Origin of the sequence: Pseudooceanicola onchidii, assembly GCF_004959925.1 — a bacterium.
GTDB lineage: Bacteria > Pseudomonadota > Alphaproteobacteria > Rhodobacterales > Rhodobacteraceae > Pseudooceanicola > Pseudooceanicola onchidii.
This window is the reverse complement of the sequence record NZ_SPUW01000003.1, coordinates 595,699-611,330: the sequence shown is the minus strand read 5'-3', so window position 1 is coordinate 611,330 and position 15,632 is coordinate 595,699. Positions and strand designations below refer to the sequence as shown.

The 15,632-nt window shown below is 64.9% G+C and carries 16 protein-coding genes; 8 read left to right on the top strand and 8 right to left on the bottom strand.

Annotated elements, in window-relative coordinates:
- Window positions 1–187: 187 nt before the first annotated feature.
- The 4 genes from E4S58_RS15885 to E4S58_RS15870 all read right to left on the bottom strand — a co-directional run bounded on the left by E4S58_RS15885 (window position 188) and on the right by E4S58_RS15870 (window position 4,730).
- Complete coding sequence (locus E4S58_RS15885) at window positions 188–751, bottom strand: sarcosine oxidase subunit gamma (RefSeq protein WP_136637427.1); 564 nt, start codon at window positions 749–751, stop codon at window positions 188–190.
- A complete protein-coding gene (locus tag E4S58_RS15880) occupies window positions 744–3,743 on the bottom strand; it encodes a sarcosine oxidase subunit alpha family protein (protein WP_136637426.1) in 3,000 nt (999 codons plus the stop codon). The genes E4S58_RS15885 and E4S58_RS15880 overlap by 8 nt, the downstream gene beginning before the upstream one ends.
- A 48-nt stretch (window positions 3,744–3,791) precedes the next feature.
- Window positions 3,792–4,121 carry a sarcosine oxidase subunit delta gene (locus E4S58_RS15875; protein ID WP_136637425.1) on the bottom strand — a complete coding sequence of 110 codons (330 nt, stop codon included), beginning with the start codon at window positions 4,119–4,121 and terminating at the stop codon, window positions 3,792–3,794.
- 294 nt (window positions 4,122–4,415) lie between these two features.
- A complete protein-coding gene (locus tag E4S58_RS15870; RefSeq protein WP_136637424.1) occupies window positions 4,416–4,730 on the bottom strand; it encodes a hypothetical protein in 315 nt (104 codons plus the stop codon).
- Between the two features lie 269 nt (window positions 4,731–4,999).
- Between E4S58_RS15870 and E4S58_RS15865 the strand changes: the two genes are divergently transcribed.
- Window positions 5,000–5,407, top strand: a complete 408-nt coding sequence (locus tag E4S58_RS15865) for a hypothetical protein (RefSeq protein WP_136637423.1) — start codon at window positions 5,000–5,002, stop codon at window positions 5,405–5,407.
- A gap of 32 nt (window positions 5,408–5,439) precedes the next feature.
- Here E4S58_RS15865 and E4S58_RS15860 read toward each other — a convergent pair whose 3' ends face one another.
- Window positions 5,440–6,687, bottom strand: a complete 1,248-nt coding sequence (locus E4S58_RS15860; protein ID WP_136637422.1) for a sarcosine oxidase subunit beta family protein — start codon at window positions 6,685–6,687, stop codon at window positions 5,440–5,442.
- Between the two features lie 265 nt (window positions 6,688–6,952).
- Here E4S58_RS15860 and ccmI point away from each other — a divergent pair, with 265 nt between their 5' ends.
- The 3 genes from ccmI to E4S58_RS15845 are packed head-to-tail and all read left to right on the top strand — an operon-like array spanning window position 6,953 to window position 8,921.
- Window positions 6,953–8,200: a c-type cytochrome biogenesis protein CcmI gene (gene ccmI, locus E4S58_RS15855; protein ID WP_136637421.1), complete on the top strand. Its 1,248-nt coding sequence runs from the start codon at window positions 6,953–6,955 to the stop codon at window positions 8,198–8,200.
- Entirely contained in the window at window positions 8,197–8,679 is a 483-nt protein-coding gene (gene ruvX, locus E4S58_RS15850; RefSeq protein ID WP_136637420.1) for a Holliday junction resolvase RuvX, read from the top strand. The genes ccmI and ruvX overlap by 4 nt, the downstream gene beginning before the upstream one ends.
- Window positions 8,676–8,921: a DUF1289 domain-containing protein gene (locus E4S58_RS15845; RefSeq protein ID WP_205965401.1), complete on the top strand. Its 246-nt coding sequence runs from the start codon at window positions 8,676–8,678 to the stop codon at window positions 8,919–8,921. Before ruvX ends, E4S58_RS15845 begins: the two co-directional genes overlap by 4 nt.
- An 8-nt stretch (window positions 8,922–8,929) precedes the next feature.
- Here the strand turns inward: E4S58_RS15845 and E4S58_RS15840 are convergent, their stop codons facing one another.
- Entirely contained in the window at window positions 8,930–9,847 is a 918-nt protein-coding gene (locus E4S58_RS15840) for a hypothetical protein (protein ID WP_136637418.1), read from the bottom strand.
- A gap of 243 nt (window positions 9,848–10,090) precedes the next feature.
- Window positions 10,091–10,912 (bottom strand): sulfite exporter TauE/SafE family protein, encoded by an 822-nt coding sequence (locus tag E4S58_RS15835; protein ID WP_136637417.1) that lies wholly within the window; start codon window positions 10,910–10,912, stop codon window positions 10,091–10,093.
- A 176-nt stretch (window positions 10,913–11,088) separates the two neighbouring features.
- Between E4S58_RS15835 and E4S58_RS15830 the strand changes: the two genes are divergently transcribed.
- Window positions 11,089–12,270 carry a multidrug effflux MFS transporter gene (locus tag E4S58_RS15830; RefSeq protein ID WP_136637416.1) on the top strand — a complete coding sequence of 394 codons (1,182 nt, stop codon included), beginning with the start codon at window positions 11,089–11,091 and terminating at the stop codon, window positions 12,268–12,270.
- Window positions 12,271–12,447: 177 nt separating this feature from the next.
- Here E4S58_RS15830 and dusA read toward each other — a convergent pair whose 3' ends face one another.
- A complete protein-coding gene (gene dusA, locus E4S58_RS15825) occupies window positions 12,448–13,446 on the bottom strand; it encodes a tRNA dihydrouridine(20/20a) synthase DusA (protein ID WP_136637415.1) in 999 nt (332 codons plus the stop codon).
- 272 nt (window positions 13,447–13,718) lie between these two features.
- Between dusA and E4S58_RS18050 the strand changes: the two genes are divergently transcribed.
- The 3 genes from E4S58_RS18050 (at window position 13,719) to E4S58_RS15810 (ending at window position 15,507) form a co-directional block, all read left to right on the top strand.
- The gene (locus E4S58_RS18050) at window positions 13,719–14,870 is read left to right on the top strand and encodes a site-specific integrase (RefSeq protein WP_169052694.1); all 1,152 of its coding nucleotides are present in this window, start codon (window positions 13,719–13,721) and stop codon (window positions 14,868–14,870) included.
- A 119-nt stretch (window positions 14,871–14,989) separates the two neighbouring features.
- On the top strand, window positions 14,990–15,265 hold the full coding sequence (locus E4S58_RS15815) for a pyocin activator PrtN family protein (protein WP_136637413.1): 276 nt from the start codon (window positions 14,990–14,992) through the stop codon (window positions 15,263–15,265).
- An 83-nt stretch (window positions 15,266–15,348) separates the two neighbouring features.
- Complete coding sequence (locus tag E4S58_RS15810) at window positions 15,349–15,507, top strand: DUF2256 domain-containing protein (protein ID WP_136637610.1); 159 nt, start codon at window positions 15,349–15,351, stop codon at window positions 15,505–15,507.
- The last annotated feature ends 125 nt before the right edge of the window (window positions 15,508–15,632 follow it).

The window sequence follows — 15,632 nt, the reverse complement described above, 5'->3', positions numbered from 1 at the left end:
AAGGCAGACCGTGGCGTGCCAAGAGCTCGGCGAGTGGGAGGCATCACGCTGCAAGTGCGAACAGTTGCGCCCCCAGGCAGTCATCGTCCCGGCTCGGGAAACAAACGCACATCAACCGCGAATCAGGCACGTCAACTGCGCTAAAAGATACAAATGCAACAGGCATTTAACCGCCTGTCACACAGAGTCATTCGGCGAAAACCCGCGCTGACGACGCCGCCACCGTCAGCACGTCGAACGCATATTTTGCGACGGATCGGAAGCAGATCAGCTCGATGGCGCCGGGCTCGGGCATCCACAGGGCGACGGGGATCTGGGCCAGGCGGGTGCGGCGGATCTCTCCGGTCTCGAAGCGGTCCATGTCGACGGGGGCGAGCCGGACCATGACCTCGCGCAGGTGCGCGTCCTCGCCGGTCAGACGGAACCGCGCGCGGGCGTCGGACATGTCGGCGACCAGCGCATGGGCGGTGCCAAGTGCCTGGGTCAGCGCGGTCACGATCTGCGCCACCTCGGCCCGGGGGACAAGGATCATCGCCTCGTCGGGGCTCATCCACAGGATGGACCGGTCGCCCGCGCTGGACAGGCGCCGGACCTCGGGGACCGCAACGCCGGTCGCGGACTGAACGGCGGCTGCGACGGCATCCGACGACAGATCGCCGCGCAGGGTGATCATGCCGTGGGGGCCGGTTTCCGCGACGCGCACGGGGCCCTCGGCCACGGCGTTGGAAAGGGCGGTTACGGGATCAGACATTCTTTGTCCCTTCCTTGTCGTAGAACACCGGATCGACGATCTTGGTCGGGATTGTCGTGCCGTCGACCTTGTTGAACTGGATGGTCTCGCCCATCCGGTCGGGGCCGTTCAGAACGAGCCCCATGGCGATGCCGCGCCGGAGCGTCGGCGAATGGTAGGTCGAGGTCACGCGCCCCTCGACATTGCGCTGGCCATTGGCGTTGGTGCCCGCTGCCACCGCATAGGCGCCGTCCGGCAGGGTCGATCCGTTGAGCGTCTCGAGCCCCACCAGCTTCCACCGATCGGGGCGCGCCATGTCGTCGCGCAGCTGGGCGCGCTTGCCAATGAAGTCCTCTTTCTTCTTGGAAATCGCCCAGTTGAGCCCAAGGTCCTGCGGGATCACCGTGCCGTCGGTTTCGTCCCCGATCATGATGAAGCCCTTTTCGGCCCGCATCACGTGCAGCGCCTCGGTCCCGTAGGGCATGACGTTGAACTCGGCCCCGGCGTCGAGCAGCGCCTGCCAGAGCGCCAGCGCCTGGCCCGCGGGCACGGCGATTTCATAGGACAGCTCGCCCGAGAACGAGATCCGGTAGACTCGCGCCTGGATCCCCGCCAGAACGTGGTCCTGGAAGGTCATGAAGGGGAAGTCTTCGTTCGACACGCCCGTCGCGCCCAGTTTCTCCAGCACGGTGCGGGCCTGCGGGCCGACCACGGCGATCTGGCCGTACTGTTCGGTTGCGTTCACGACCCAGACGTCCCAGTCCCACCATTCGGTCTGCAGCCATTCCTCCATATGGGCGTGGATGCGATCCGCGCCGCCGGTGGTGGTGTGGCAGAGGTAAGTGTCCTCGTCCCACTTGGCGACAACGCCATCGTCCATCAGGAACCCGTTTTCCGAACACATCAGCCCATAGCGGCATTTGCCCGGTTTCAGGTTGGACATCATGTTGGTGTACATCATGTCCATGAACCGGCCCGCATCCGGTCCCTTGACGATCAGCTTGCCAAGCGTCGAGGCATCGAGCAGCCCAAGCGCGTTGCGCGTCTGGATGATCTCACGCTCGACCGCCGCGTGCTTGTCCTCGCCCGCGCGCAGGTAGGTGTAGGGGCGGCGCCAGTGACCGACGGGTTCGAAGACCGCGCCGTTGGCTTCGTGCCAGGCGTGCATGGGGGTGCGGCGCAGCGGCTGGAAGGTTTCTCCGCGTGCCTCACCCGCGATAGAGCCCATGGAAATGGGCGTATAGGGCGGGCGGAAGGTCGTGGTGCCGACCTGCGGGATCGGCGTGTCCAGCGCGCCAGACAGGATCGCCAAGCCGTTGATGTTCGAGAGTTTCCCCTGATCCGTCGCCATGCCGAGCGTGGTGTAGCGCTTGGCGTGTTCGACCGACTCGTAACCTTCCTGCGCGGCCAGCTGCACGTCCGTCACCTTGACGTCGTTCTGGTAATCGAGCCAGGCCTTGGCACGCAGGTCACGCTTGGCCGAGGCCGGCATGAGCCAGACAGGTTCGGTCGGGCGATCGTCCCGGGCGGTCAGCGCGGGCAGATCGGCGGGGGTCGTGCCCGCCTGGCCTACGGCCTGTGCCGCCGCAAGGCCCTGCGCCACGGCGTCGTCCAGCACGGCGTCCAGGTCCATCACGCCATTCGCGATCCCGGCGACGCGCACGAAGGCCTCGCCGTCCGAGCCCCTGGGCGGGCGGGTCGCGTCGGGGCGGAACATGGCCTGGTCGGTGTCCCAAAGAAGCTTGCCGCCGCAGTGCGACCACAGGTGCACCACCGGGGACCAGCCGCCGGACATGGCGACCGCGTCACAGGCGATCTCCTCGGTCACGGCGCCTTCGCCGGTCTGGCGGCAGACGGCCACGCCGGTGACGCGCTTGCGGCCTTTGACCTTGGCGATGCCATGGCCCTTGAGCACGCGGATCCCCTTGGCTTCGGCCAGGGTGCCAAGCGCCCCGGCCCCGCCTTCGCGCGCATCCAGGATCGCGGGCACGGTAAGCCCGGCCTCGACCAGCTTGATTGCCGTCAGATAGGCGTCGTCGTTGTTGGTCACGACCACGGTGCGGTCCCCGACGGACACGCCGTAATCGACCAGGTAATCGCGCACCGCCGAGGCCAGCATGACGCCCGGCACATCGTTCCCGGCAAAGGACAGCGGGCGTTCGATCGCCCCCGTCGCGGTGACTACCTGCCCGGCGCGGATCCGCCACAGGCGATGGCGCGGGCCGTCCTTGGCATCCAGGTGATCGGTCAGCCGTTCATAGCCCAGCACGTAGCCATGGTCATAGACGCCCGCGCCCATGCAGCGGGTCAGGATGCGGACGTTTTCCATCGCCTGCAGGGTCGCGACCATGCCCGCGATCTCAGCCGCCAGCGCCGGATCTTCGTCGACCAGCGTGCGGCCGCCCAGCATCGGACCCTGTTCCAGCAACGTGACCTTCGCCCCGCCCGAGGCCGCCGCCAGCGCCGCCGCCAGCCCCGCGATCCCGCCGCCGATCACCAGCACGTCGCAGAAGTGGTAGTAATGCTCATACGTGTCGGCATCCGCATCCTGCGGCGCCTTGCCCAGACCGGCGGACTGGCGGATCACCGGTTCGAACACGTGCTTCCAGAAGCTGCGCGGCCACATGAACGTCTTGTAATAAAAGCCCGCCGGGAAGAACCGCGAGAGCTTGGAGTTGATCTCTCCGATGTCGAACTCAAGGCTTGGCCAATGGTTCTGCGAGGTCGAGACGAGGCCGTTGAAGACCTCTTGCGTGGTGGCGCGTTGGTTCGGTTCGAACCGGCCATCTTCGCCGACCCCCAGAAGCGCGTTCGGCTCCTCTGCCCCGCTGGCGACAAGGCCGCGCGGGCGGTGGTACTTGAACGACCGGCCCAGCATCATCTGGTCATTGGCCAGCAGCGCAGAGGCCAGCGTATCCCCCCGGTAGCCCTTCAACGTCTTGCCATTGAAGGAAAAGGTGACCGGCGCAGAGCGGTCGATGCGGTGACCGCCGGTATTCAGTCGGGTGCTCATGTCGTCGTGCCTCTTGATCTGGGGCCTTGGTCGTCGGGTCGTGCGGGGTCAGGCAAGGTCGCGCCACTGCCAGCCGGGCCGCTTGTCGCGGATCACGGCCAGAAGATCTTCGGGCGGGGTCGTCACCTGCGCGCTGTAGGTGCCGAAAACCTCAAGCGTCTGGGTGTCGCGGGCAGCATGGAACCACTTGCCGCAGCCATAGACGTGCCGCCAACGTTCGAAATGCACGCCATACGGGTTTTCGCGGTGGAACAGGTAGCCCTCGAAGGCCTGATCGTCCGATCCGGGCCCTTCGCGTTTCAGGTGCGCTTCGCCCCCGCCGTGAAATTCGGTCTCTTCCGAGGTGACGCCGCAATAGGGACAGGTGAGGATCAGCATGGGGCCTCCTTCCGCGCGAATGTCGCGCGCACGAAAAAAGGCCGGACGCACGAAGCATCCGGCCCAGTAGACAGGTAAGGGACAAGGGAAAAAGAGGCAGGTGCCTTCTTCCCAGGCAGTGAAGGGGTAACGCGGGCCGCACGGGCAAGGTTCCGAGAAGCGGTTGAAAGAACAGGGCCTTTTCCGCGGATTTCCGCCGACGGGCGCTGTGCACCCCCTGCCCCGACATGCAAAACCCGGCCATGGCGCGCAGGCCATGACCGGGTCATGTCGTCAAAAGACGATAGCAGGGTGTCAGTCGGCCGTTGCCGCTGCACCAGCCGATGCGCCACCGTCTGCGGGGGCATTGGCGCTTGCATCCGCGTCCGCATCAGCGGCCGGGGCTGCAGCCTCGGACCCGCCAGCAGCGGCGCTATCGGCATTGGTGTTGATTTCGATGTTCGAGGGCGCAGACGCCTCGGGCGTGAAATCAGCGTCAGAGCCGAAGATGACATAGGCGATGACGGCGACAAGGACGACCAGTGCACCAACGACAAATGCGAGGGCACCAGAGCCGCCACGGCGGGTTTCGGTGGAGTTATTGTGGTATTCAACAGTGCGGTCGGCCATTTTGCGGTCTCCGAATTCGTTTCGTTTGACCACACAACAGGCAGACGCCCGGTTTTGTTCCATGCCGCCGCGCGGGATCCCGCCGCCTTCATGGTTCTGTCACCGGTCACGCAGGAACTTTGGCAAGGCGTGACGCGTTTTGGCGACATATTGAGCATCCGGGCGGAATCACCCCCGGGCTCGTGTGTTTCCGTTATCGGTCCCACCAAATGTGGTGGTACGATTTTCAGAAGATCCTCGACGCGACCAGCAACACAAGAGGCCAAGGCATGAGCAAGCAGATCCTTTTCTCCACCGGCGCGGGGCTCGACTGTCCCAAGATCGCCTTCGTGTCCCATGCGGATATCACCAGCCTGCCCGACCGGCCGGGGCTCTTCGCCCTGATCGGCACGCGGGGCAGTGACCGCAACGTGCCGCTCTACTTCGGCTACGCCGACCGGTCCATGCGCGACCAGGTGCCCTATGACCGCGGCTTCGCCCATGCGATCCGCAACGGGCTGGTCGGCTTCGCCTCGGCCTATCTGCCCGGCGGCGAAGACCCGCAGGCGCTTGTCGCCGCGCTGGCCGAGGCCCATGACGCCCCGGTCAACGCCAAGGCCAACGCCCTGCGCGACATCGAAGCCGCCCAGAGCGAACTGCAGGCCATGGCCAGCGCCCGCCGCATGGCAGCCCAGTAACACGTCGATATGACCGACGGCGCGCGACATGATCAGTGCGCCACCCCGGCGGCGACGCTTTCGTCGACGAAGCGGCCCTGACGGAACCGATCCAGCCCGAATTCGGCCGACAGCGGCCCGTGCTGCCCCCTGGCCATCAGTTCGGCCATGGCCCAGCCCGAGCCCGGGATCGCCTTGAACCCGCCGGTGCCCCAGCCACAGTTGATGAAACAGCCATCCAGCGGCGTCGGAGAGATGATGGGCGAACGATCCCCGGTCATGTCGACGATCCCACCCCACTGCCGCAGCATCTTGAGCCGAGAGATCATCGGAAAGGTTTCGACCAGCGCGCGCACCGTTTCCTCGATGTGGTGGAACGACCCGCGCTGCGTATAGTTGTTGTAGCCGTCCGCGCCGCCGCCGATCACCATCTCGCCCTTGTCGGACTGCGACATGTAGCCGTGCACGGTGTTCGCCATCACCACGACGTCCATGCAGGGCTTGATCGGTTCCGACACCAGCGCCTGAAGCGCCACCGATTCGATCGGCAGACGGAAGCCCGCCTTGTCGGCCATCACGCCCGAATGGCCCGCGACAACGATTCCCAATTTCGAACATCCAATATCGCCCTTGGACGTCTGGACGCCGACAACCTTGCCGTTTTCCGACTTTATGCCTGTCACTTCGCATTGCTGGATGATGTCCATGCCCATGGCCGAACAGGCCCGCGCATAGCCCCAGGCCACCGCATCGTGACGCGCCGTGCCGCCGCGTTCCTGCCACAGCCCGCCCAGCACCGGATAGCGCGGCCCGTCGAGCCGGATGATCGGCACGATTTCCTTCACCCGCTCGGGGCTGATGAATTCTGTGGTCACGCCCTGCAGCGCATTGGCCTGCGCGGTCCGCTTGTAGCCGCGCACCTCGTGTTCGGTCTGGGCCAGCATGATGACGCCGCGCGGGCTGAACATGATGTTGTAGTTCAGATCCTGGCTGAGCGTTTCATACAGCGACCGCGCCTTTTCATAGATCGCCGCCGAGGGATCCTGAAGATAGTTCGACCGGATGATCGTGGTGTTGCGACCCGTGTTGCCGCCACCCAGCCAGCCCTTTTCCAGCACCGCGACATTGGTGATGCCGAAGTTCTTGCCAAGGTAATAGGCCGTCGCAAGGCCATGCCCGCCCGCGCCGATGATGATGACGTCATACCGGGCCTTGGGCTGTGCCTTTTCCCAGGCGCGCTTCCAGCCCGAATGGTCCCGCATCGCTTCACGGGCAATGGCAAAGGCGGAATAGCGTTTCATGGGGGCGACTCCCTTGGGATTGCGGTCCTGTCAGTCAGCCATACCAATTGGCCCGTGGGAACCCTGCCGCAATGCGTCGTTTTCGCGTCCGATCCCGACACGAGGTCGCCACGGACCCGACGCGGGCGATTTTCACCACGGTCCACAGGGCAATCGTCACGGTGATCGCAGACGGGGCAAACCGTCGCTCACGGGTTTTTGTCCTTTTTCCGTGCCTCGGGGGTCGTTAGATGGGTCGGAACGCAATTGCCGGACCGTGACCCGAATGCTCGACTGGATCCTTCCCGCCGCCATGTCCCTGGCCGTCGCCGCCGTGATCGGCCTGGCCGTGCTGCGCGCGCGCGACACCGGCAGCGACAGCGACGACGCCGCGCAGGATCTGGGCCTGTACCGCAAGCAGCTGGAAGAGGTCGACCGCGACCGCGCGCGCGGCGTCATCCCGGACGAGGAAGCCGACCGCCTGCGCGCCGAAATCGCCCGCCGCCTGATCGCCGCCGACACCCGCACCGGCGGCGCGACGACGACGCAGGAACCCGCCCGTATCCGGCCCGCGCTGGTGACCGCCCTGCTGGTCGCGCTGGTCGCCCTGCCGCTGGCGCTTTACGCGTCGCTTGGCGCGCCGGGCTATCCGGACATGGGGTTGCAGCAGCGCCTGGCGATGGCCGCCGACCGGATGGAATCGCGCCCCAGCCAGGCCGAGGCCGAAGCCGCCGTGCCCGCCGGGGCGCTTGGCCCGCAAGATGCCCCGCCGCCCGAGTTCGAAGAGCTGATCCAGAAGCTGCGCGATGCCGTGGCCGACCGGCCCGAGGACCTGCAGGGGCTGCAACTTCTGGCGCGCAACGAAGCCGCCCTGGGCAATTTCCAGGCGGGCTATGGCGCGCAGGAACGGGTGCTGTCGGTCAAGGGTGATGCCGCCACGGCCGAGGATTACCTGGCCTATGGCGACATGCTGATCCTGGCGGCGGGCGGATACGTGTCGCCCGAGGCCGAAGGCGCCCTGCGTGCAGCGCTGGCCCGGGATGCGAAACTGGCCCCCGCGCTCTATTACATGGGCCTGATGATGCGGCAGAACGGCCGCGCCGATGTCACCTTCCGCCTGTGGGACAGGCTGCTGCGCGAGGGGCCCGAGGACGCGCCCTGGATCGCCCCGATCCGCGCCCAGATCGACGAGGTCGCATCGCTTGCCGGGGTCGATTACGAACAGCCCCGCCCGATCGAAACGCTGGCAGGCCCCACGGCCGATGACATGGCCAACGCCCAGGACCTGAGCGACGAGGACCGGCAGGAGATGATCCGCGGCATGGTCTCGCGCCTGTCGGACCGGCTGGCGACGCAGGGCGGCAGCCCGGCGGAATGGGCCCGCCTGATCCGCGCCTACGGTGTGCTGGGCGAGGTCACCCGCGCCCGCGCCATCGCCCGCGAAGCCCGGCAGGTCTTTGCCGCCACCCCCGCCGCGCTGGATGAAATCGCCGCCGCCGCCGCAAGCCTGCCCGAAGAAGGGGCCACCGAATGATCTTTGAAGAGACCGAGGGTTTTGCCGACGCCCTGCCCCCGATGCAGGCCATCGCCGGGCTGGATTTCGGCGAAAAGACCATCGGCGTCGCGGTTTCGGACACCTTTCTGTCCGTCGCCACGCCGCTGGAAACCATCCGCCGCAAGAAGTTCACCCTGGACGCCGAGGCGCTGGCCAAGATCGTGCAGGCGCGGTCGATCCGGGGCCTCGTGCTGGGCCTGCCCCGCAACATGGACGGCACCGAAGGGGCGCGCTGTCAGTCGACCCGCGCCTTTGCCCGCAACCTGACCCGCCTGCCCGCCTTTGCCGATCTTCCGATCACCTTCTGGGATGAACGCCTGTCGACCGTGGCCGCCGAACGCGCCCTTCTCGAGGCCGACACATCCCGCCGCCGCCGGGCCGAGGTGATCGATCACGTCGCGGCGGGCTATATCCTGCAGGGCGTGCTGGATCGCCTGCGGCACATAAGGGGCGCATGATGGCCGAGGTCTGGAAACGCGACGAAATCGAAAGCCCCTGCATCAAGGTCTGCGTGATCCACCCGCCGACCCGGCTGTGCACCGGCTGCCTGCGGTCGATCGACGAAATCGCCGTCTGGTCGCGCATGTCGCCCGACGAACGCCGCGCCGTGCTGGCCGAACTGCCGGACCGGCAGGGGCTGATCGCAAAACGACGCGGCGGCCGCGCCGCAAGGCTCGACCGCCGGTCAGGGAAAGACTGAAGGGCCGATCAGGCCGCCATGTAGCCTGCGTCGTCGTCCTCGTCATCTTCGCAGACCAGGTCGATGTGATGCGCGCGCACCTTGCCGAAACCGCCCAGCACCACCGCGACGCAGCGCCCGCCAAGGGTCACCGCAGCCGAACCGGGGCGCAGCGGATCTTCCATGATGCCGATCCGGCCATTTCCGGCCTCTCCGGGGCGATAGCCGATCAGGATCTGGTCCTGCGCGGGGTCGAATTCGTCGACGATCGGGGCGTCCTCGGTGTCGATCTCGGCCATAGCGGGGGCGGCTGCGGGGGCCGACTGGACCGGGGCGTTGTCGTAGTCCTCGTCCTCGACGTCATCGCCGATTTCGGCCAGGACGTCGCCCAGAAGCGTGTCATCTTGCATACCGTCTTCGGGGTCGACCAGTTCGCCGTCCGCGTCGCGCAGCCAGGTCTCGGCCTCGGCAACAACGGCATCAAGGTAATCCTCGTCGGCCATGTTGCGCGCCTTGACGCCCGTCGACCGCAGCAGCGCCGAATGGTTGATCTTGCGCAGGCCCGGCTCGACCTCGTCTTCATCCGCGTCCTCGTTGAAGACCATGCTGTCGCCCCAGTCTTCGGCCATGGCGGCGGCGCGGTCCTCTTCGTCGATGGCCACGTCATCGGCCCATTCGACATCGTCGAGGTCGTCATGATCTTCACCGGCCCGGAATTCGGCGATCGAGTCGGCACTGACCGCGCCCTGCCGCAGACCGACCACGCTGCGCATCTTGCGCGCCACCACGTCGATCCCCAGGATACCGATGCCGCCCTGGCCCTCGGCTTCGTTCAGCGCGTCCTTGGCGGACTTGTCGGCCATGGCCGAGCTTTCGGCCTCTCCGGTCGAAGAGGTGTAGACGACGCCAATCGTCGCAATCGCGATCACCACAAGAAGTTCGATCATGGCCAGCCCTTTCGGTCTTGTTCTTGAAACAAGGGTGCCAACCGATTGCGGCGCAACCACGGCACCTGTCAGGCGGGTTCTGGGTATTTTGATACACGTTTAAGGCGAAATTGGCGCGAGAGAGCCTCGATTTCGGCAAAGAAGTTACCAGGATCCTAACTTTGGCCACGGTCTGGAAACAGTCAGGCCAGGTCTCCGATTGACCCGCACAGGGCCCGGATCACCGCCGGGATCTTCCCCCGGTCAGCCCCAATACGCCTTGCGCAGCATGTTCGCCGCGACCAGCAGCAGGAACACCCCGAAAAACCGCTTCAGCGGGCCGGGGTTGGTCGCATGGGCCAGTTTCGCGCCATAGGGCGTGGTGATCAGGGTCATGGCGATCACGACCAGGAAGGTCGGCAGGTTGACCGCGCCGATCGTGAAGGGCGGCCGCATCTCGGCCGGGATCTGCACGAAAAGGAACCCGATGACCGAGGGCACCGCGATGATCACGCCGAACCCCGCCGCCGTCGCCACCGCCCGGTGGATCGGCCGCCCGAAAAGGGTCATCAGCGGCACGCCAAAGCTGCCCCCGCCGATCCCCATGAGCACCGACAAGAAGCCCACCATGGGCGACAGCACCGCGCGCAACACGCCCCTCGGCATGTCCTCGCGCAGCTGCCAGCTGGATTTGCTTAATGCCAGGTAGAGGCCGATGACCATCGCCAGCACCCCGAACAGCGCCTGCAGGGCCGAGGACCGCAGGGACGAGGCCGCCAGCACGCCGATCACCGCGCCGATGGCGATGCCCGGACCCCAGCTTTTCAGGATCTCCCAGTCGACCGCGCCTTTCTTGTTGTGCGACTGCACTGACCGCAGCGACGTCACGATGATCGTCGCCAGCGAGGTCGCCAGACACATCTGCATCAGCATCGGCCCGTCATAGCCAAGCGACTGGAACGCATAGAAGAACGCGGGCACCAGGACGATCCCGCCGCCGACACCCAGAAGCCCCGCCAGCACGCCGCCGATGGCCCCGATCACCGCCACCAGAAGCATCATGCCCAGAACCGCCGTGATCTCCATCCGAACTCTCCCTGTCGTGGTGCCGCCAAAAGCCCCCTTCAATCGCAGGTTTCCCCGGCCCCCGCAAGCGATGCTGCGCCGCCGCATAAATCCCCAACCCGCCTTTGCGCCGCGCCCGATTGACCGGATGCACGCCAGGGACTAGCACGTCCCCCTTATCGCACCGGAGGTTTCCCATGCTGCGCCTTGCCCTGATCCTTGGTCTGCTGTCGGCCGTCGGCCCCTTCGCGATCGACATGTACCTGCCCGCCCTGCCCGCCATCGCCACCGATCTTGGCGCGACCGAAGCCGCCGTGCAGGTGACGCTGACCGCCTATTTCCTGGCCTTCGGTGTCGCGCAGCTGATCTATGGCCCAATGGCCGATGCCACGGGCCGCAAAAAACCTCTGCTGATCGGGCTGATGATCTTTGCGGCGGGCTCGGTCGGGGCGACCTTCGCGGGCGACATCACGGCGCTGACCGGCTGGCGCTTCGTGCAGGGCCTGGGCGGCGCCGCGCTGATGGTGGTGCCCCGCGCGGTGATCCGCGACCGCTATACCGGGACCGAGGCGACCAAGCTGATGGCGATGATCATGCTGGTGATTTCCGTGTCGCCCATGCTGGCCCCGCTGGCGGGCGCGGGTGTCATTGCCGTCGCCGACTGGCGCGCGATCTTCGTGGTGCTGCTGCTCGCCTCGGGTCTGTCGATCGCCCTGCTGACCTTCGCGCTTGAGGAAACGCTGGCTCCCGAAAGCCGCCAGACACCGCGCCTTGCGCCGATGCTGGCGGGCGCGAAACGGCTGCTGAGCGATCCTGTCTTCATGGCGCTGACCTTCGTCGGCGGCTTTGGCATGGCGAGCTTTTTCGTCTTCATCGCCTCGGCAAGCTTCGTCTACACGTCCGAATTCGGGCTCAGCCCGACCGGGTTCTCCATCGCCTTCGCGGTCAATGCCATCGGGTTTTTCGGCGCCTCGCAGGTGGCCGCTCCGCTTGGCGCGCGCATCGGCATCGGGCGGTTGGTGCGGATCGGGGTGACGGGCTTCTGCCTGGCCACCCTGACGCTGGCCTGCATCGCGCTGGCCGGGCTGGCCAGCTTTCCGGTCATCGTCGCGGGCCTGCTGATCGGCAACGCCTTCCTTGGCCTCGTCATCCCGACGACCATGGTGCTGGCGCTGGACGATCACGGCGATATCGCGGGCCTTGCCTCGTCGCTTGGTGGCACGTTGCAGATGCTGGCGGGCGGGCTGATGATCACCGCGACGGGCCCGTTCTTTGATGGCACCGCCCTGCCGATGCTGCTGGCGATTGCGCTGTGCGGTCTGCTGGCCGCAGGCCTGTGCTGGGCGGTATTGGCAAAAGATCGGACTGTAGAGGCGTAGGACGGTCGGCGGGGTGAACCCCGCCCTACAAAATGCGACCTTTCCCCCATGACGTAGGGCGGGGTTCACCCCGCCACCAGCACCCTCGTGGGATGGCGGCACAGCACCGCTTTTACCCCTGGGGCTGAAGACCAGATCGCAACCCGAGTCGGCCCGACACGTCCCGACGCACGCCCTTTACGCGGCCGCCAACACCGGCTCCAACGCCTCTTCCACCAGTTCCGGCCCCGCCCCGGGCTTGTGCGCACCTTCCGACAGCACCCGCCGCCACTGACGCGCGCCGGGACGCCCGGTGAACAGGCCCAGCATGTGCCGCGTCACCTGCCCCAGCTTGCCGCCCTGCGTCAGGTGCGCCTCGATATAGGGAAGCATCTGGCGCGCTACATCGACCGGGTCGGCATCTTGGCCGGTGCCATAAATCCGCCGGTCCGCCTGCGCGAGGATCGCGGTCGGGTCGTGATAGGCCGACCGGCCGATCATCACCCCGTCCAGCCCCGCATCCAGAAAGGCCTCGGCCTGGTCAAGCGAGGTGATGCCGCCGTTGATCGACAGGTGCAGCCCGCCGAACATGCCGCGCATCCGCTGCACGAGGTCATAATCCAGCGGCGGGATGTCCCGGTTTTCCTTTGGCGACAGACCCTGAAGCCAGGCCTTGCGCGCGTGGATGGTGAACCGTCCGCAGCCCGCCGCCCCGACCCGGCTCAGGAACTCGGGAAGCACCTCTTCGGGGTTCTGGTCGTCGACACCGATGCGGCACTTGACCGTCACCTCGACGTCAACCGCCGACCGCATCGCCGCGACGCAGTCCGCGACGCGGCCCGGGTCGGTCATCAGCACCGCGCCAAAGGTGCCAGACTGCACCCGGTCCGACGGGCAGCCGCAGTTGAGGTTGATCTCCACATACCCCGCATCGGCCCCGATCCGCGCCGCCCGGGCCAGCTCATCCGGGTCCGACCCGCCCAGTTGCAGCGCCACGGGGTGTTCCTCGGGCGAATGGTCCAGCAGGTGCACCGCCCCGCCCCGCACCAGCGCCGGGGCCGTGACCATTTCGGTATAAAGCAGCGTCTCCCGCGACAGCAGCCGGTGCAGGGTGCGGCAATGCCGGTCCGTCCAGTCCATCATCGGGGCGACGGACAGACGCGCGGCCGCACGAACGCTGGAAAATCCTTGTTTCATTGGCTCTTCTGAAAGCTCCGGCATCCAGCGTTTCCGTCGTTTTGGCCGCTTTTCGCGGGTTTTCGAGCATACGGGACTACAAATGTAGGCCCGCCTTCAAGATTTGTAGTCCCGTTTCAAGGCTCATAGCAGTCCGTGGCCGAGGCTTCAAACCCACCAGCGAGGCGCGAAATCCTGACGTTCTCAGTGGCGATGAAACCCCTTGAGAAGAAATCTCCGCCCCCTGCCCGATGACCCGATTTGCTGATCACCCAGCAACGAAAGGACACGCTATGGGAACGATCCGCTCACACCTGCGCCGAGACGGCACCACCGGCTACACTGCTCAGGTTCGCAGGAAAAAGAAGGGCAAGACCATCTTCAATAGAACGGCCACGTTCAACACCCGCAAAGAAGCTGCGGGCTGGATCAGGTTTGTTGAGGCACATATCAAGGCTCCGGAACAGCTGGAGGCACTTCTTCAGAAGCAGGCTTCGAAGAGCTTGGCCGAGGTAATCCGCCTTTACACGGACAGCCTGGGCGAAAATGTTGGGCGGTCAAAGCTACAGTGTCTGAGCACACTTACGAGGTTCGACTTTGCAGACAATGACGTCACCAGCCTTACCGCCGCGCAGTTCGTGGAATTCGCGAAGGCGCTTGCAAAAGGTGTGCAACCTAACCCCTTGGATCCCGAAAAAATTGAAAAGAATTACTATGCCCTAAAGCCGAGGAGCCCAGCAACCGTATCAGCCTACATGTCCTACTTGGGTGTCGTCTTGAAGTTCGCCGGCCCGCTCGTCGACTTGGAGCTACCAGAAGCCGAACTCATCCGGGCCCGGGAGGCTTGCGCACACTACGGGATAATTGGCGCTTCGAATGAGCGAAAACGCCGGCCAACTCTCGAGGAACTCAACAAGTTGATGGCATATTTCGTGGCATACAGTGAGGCTGACCCTCGCGCCGTTCCTATGCACATGCTCGTATTGGCAGCGATATTCCTGACGTATCGACAAGCAGAACATACACGCCTTCTTTGGGAAGACATCAGACAGGCGGTCGAAGATAGCGACGCCACGATCCGCATCCGCGATCTGAAGCACCCAAGAAAGAAAAAAGGTAACGATGTGGACGTGCGGCTTCGACCTGAAGGACTCGCGGTGGTCTGTGCTATGCCACAGGTAAATGAACGAGTATTTCCTTACCATCCAGACACGATTAGTCGGCGCTGGACCGAAGCGTGCAAAGTTCTTGGCATAGAAGACCTGCACTTTCACGATTTGCGCCATGAGGGCATCTCTCGGTTGTTCGAAATGGGTCTCGGAATCCCGGAAGTCGCGAGCCAGACTGGGCACAAAAGCTGGGCCACCCTCCAGCGCTATGCACAACTCAAGAAAACTGGAGACAAATACCAAGGCTGGCCTTGGCTCAAACTGATTGGCCTTTGAAAGCCCTTGTCGACCGGTGATTAAACGAACCGGTCGACTGACCACCTCTCAGGCTTCAAAACGCCGCCCCCCCCGCTTACAAGCCACAAAACAACCTCCATAAAGAAGGATGGAAGAAAATGGACACTCTCCAATACACTATGATGACACTGCTCGCCTTCAACGACGGCGACCCGCTTATCGACATCGCCGTCGTTTCGCAGCATCACTTTGGCCAATCACCCGAAGCCTTCATGAAGAAGGTCGAGACAAAGAAGCTTCTGTTGCCGGTGACATCGATGGAACCTGACAACAGAAAAAGCCGACGCGGTGTCCATGTGTTCGACTTGGCTCAGTATATCGAGGCGCAGGCCAATATCGCCCGCGAAGAGTTGAAAGCTTACAAACTGGCGTGACGATCGCCGACCGGTGTAAAGTGAAAGGCTACCGGGTCATCCCGGTAGCCAATTTTGAATTCAACCGGCCCAAGACGCTCGACATGCAAACTAAGTCTAAACTGCCGACGAAAATCTGCGTCGCTTGCCAACGACCTTTCACCTGGCGACGCAAATGGTCGCGTGATTGGAACGAAGTGAAATTCTGCTCTGAGCGGTGCCGCCGGTCTCGCAGTAAAGAGAGGACGGACGTGCCTTCTTAACTTCGCCTACAATCACGGGTGCAGAACAAATAGGTGATCTTCAATTCCGTCTCGGCGTGGACAGCGGGCTGTGTTGCGCATGCTTTCAATGTTCAAGATGGGCGGAGAGCGGAAGTTCGCTGCAC

What these genes read in the sequence shown, in the direction of transcription:
- E4S58_RS15815 (WP_136637413.1), top strand. Translation starts at nt 14,990, where the DNA reads ATGGACACTCTCCAATACACTATGATGACACTGCTCGCCTTCAACGAC.
- E4S58_RS15830 (WP_136637416.1), top strand. Translation starts at nt 11,089, where the DNA reads ATGCTGCGCCTTGCCCTGATCCTTGGTCTGCTGTCGGCCGTCGGCCCC.
- E4S58_RS15860 (WP_136637422.1), bottom strand. Translation starts at nt 6,687, where the DNA reads ATGAAACGCTATTCCGCCTTTGCCATTGCCCGTGAAGCGATGCGGGAC.
- E4S58_RS15845 (WP_205965401.1), top strand. Translation starts at nt 8,676, where the DNA reads ATGATGGCCGAGGTCTGGAAACGCGACGAAATCGAAAGCCCCTGCATC.
- E4S58_RS15870 (WP_136637424.1), bottom strand. Translation starts at nt 4,730, where the DNA reads ATGGCCGACCGCACTGTTGAATACCACAATAACTCCACCGAAACCCGC.
- E4S58_RS15880 (WP_136637426.1), bottom strand. Translation starts at nt 3,743, where the DNA reads ATGAGCACCCGACTGAATACCGGCGGTCACCGCATCGACCGCTCTGCG.
- E4S58_RS15810 (WP_136637610.1), top strand. Translation starts at nt 15,349, where the DNA reads ATGCAAACTAAGTCTAAACTGCCGACGAAAATCTGCGTCGCTTGCCAA.
- E4S58_RS15840 (WP_136637418.1), bottom strand. Translation starts at nt 9,847, where the DNA reads ATGATCGAACTTCTTGTGGTGATCGCGATTGCGACGATTGGCGTCGTC.
- ccmI (WP_136637421.1), top strand. Translation starts at nt 6,953, where the DNA reads ATGCTCGACTGGATCCTTCCCGCCGCCATGTCCCTGGCCGTCGCCGCC.
- ruvX (WP_136637420.1), top strand. Translation starts at nt 8,197, where the DNA reads ATGATCTTTGAAGAGACCGAGGGTTTTGCCGACGCCCTGCCCCCGATG.
- E4S58_RS15875 (WP_136637425.1), bottom strand. Translation starts at nt 4,121, where the DNA reads ATGCTGATCCTCACCTGTCCCTATTGCGGCGTCACCTCGGAAGAGACC.
- E4S58_RS15865 (WP_136637423.1), top strand. Translation starts at nt 5,000, where the DNA reads ATGAGCAAGCAGATCCTTTTCTCCACCGGCGCGGGGCTCGACTGTCCC.
- E4S58_RS15835 (WP_136637417.1), bottom strand. Translation starts at nt 10,912, where the DNA reads ATGGAGATCACGGCGGTTCTGGGCATGATGCTTCTGGTGGCGGTGATC.
- E4S58_RS15885 (WP_136637427.1), bottom strand. Translation starts at nt 751, where the DNA reads ATGTCTGATCCCGTAACCGCCCTTTCCAACGCCGTGGCCGAGGGCCCC.
- dusA (WP_136637415.1), bottom strand. Translation starts at nt 13,446, where the DNA reads ATGAAACAAGGATTTTCCAGCGTTCGTGCGGCCGCGCGTCTGTCCGTC.
- E4S58_RS18050 (WP_169052694.1), top strand. Translation starts at nt 13,719, where the DNA reads ATGGGAACGATCCGCTCACACCTGCGCCGAGACGGCACCACCGGCTAC.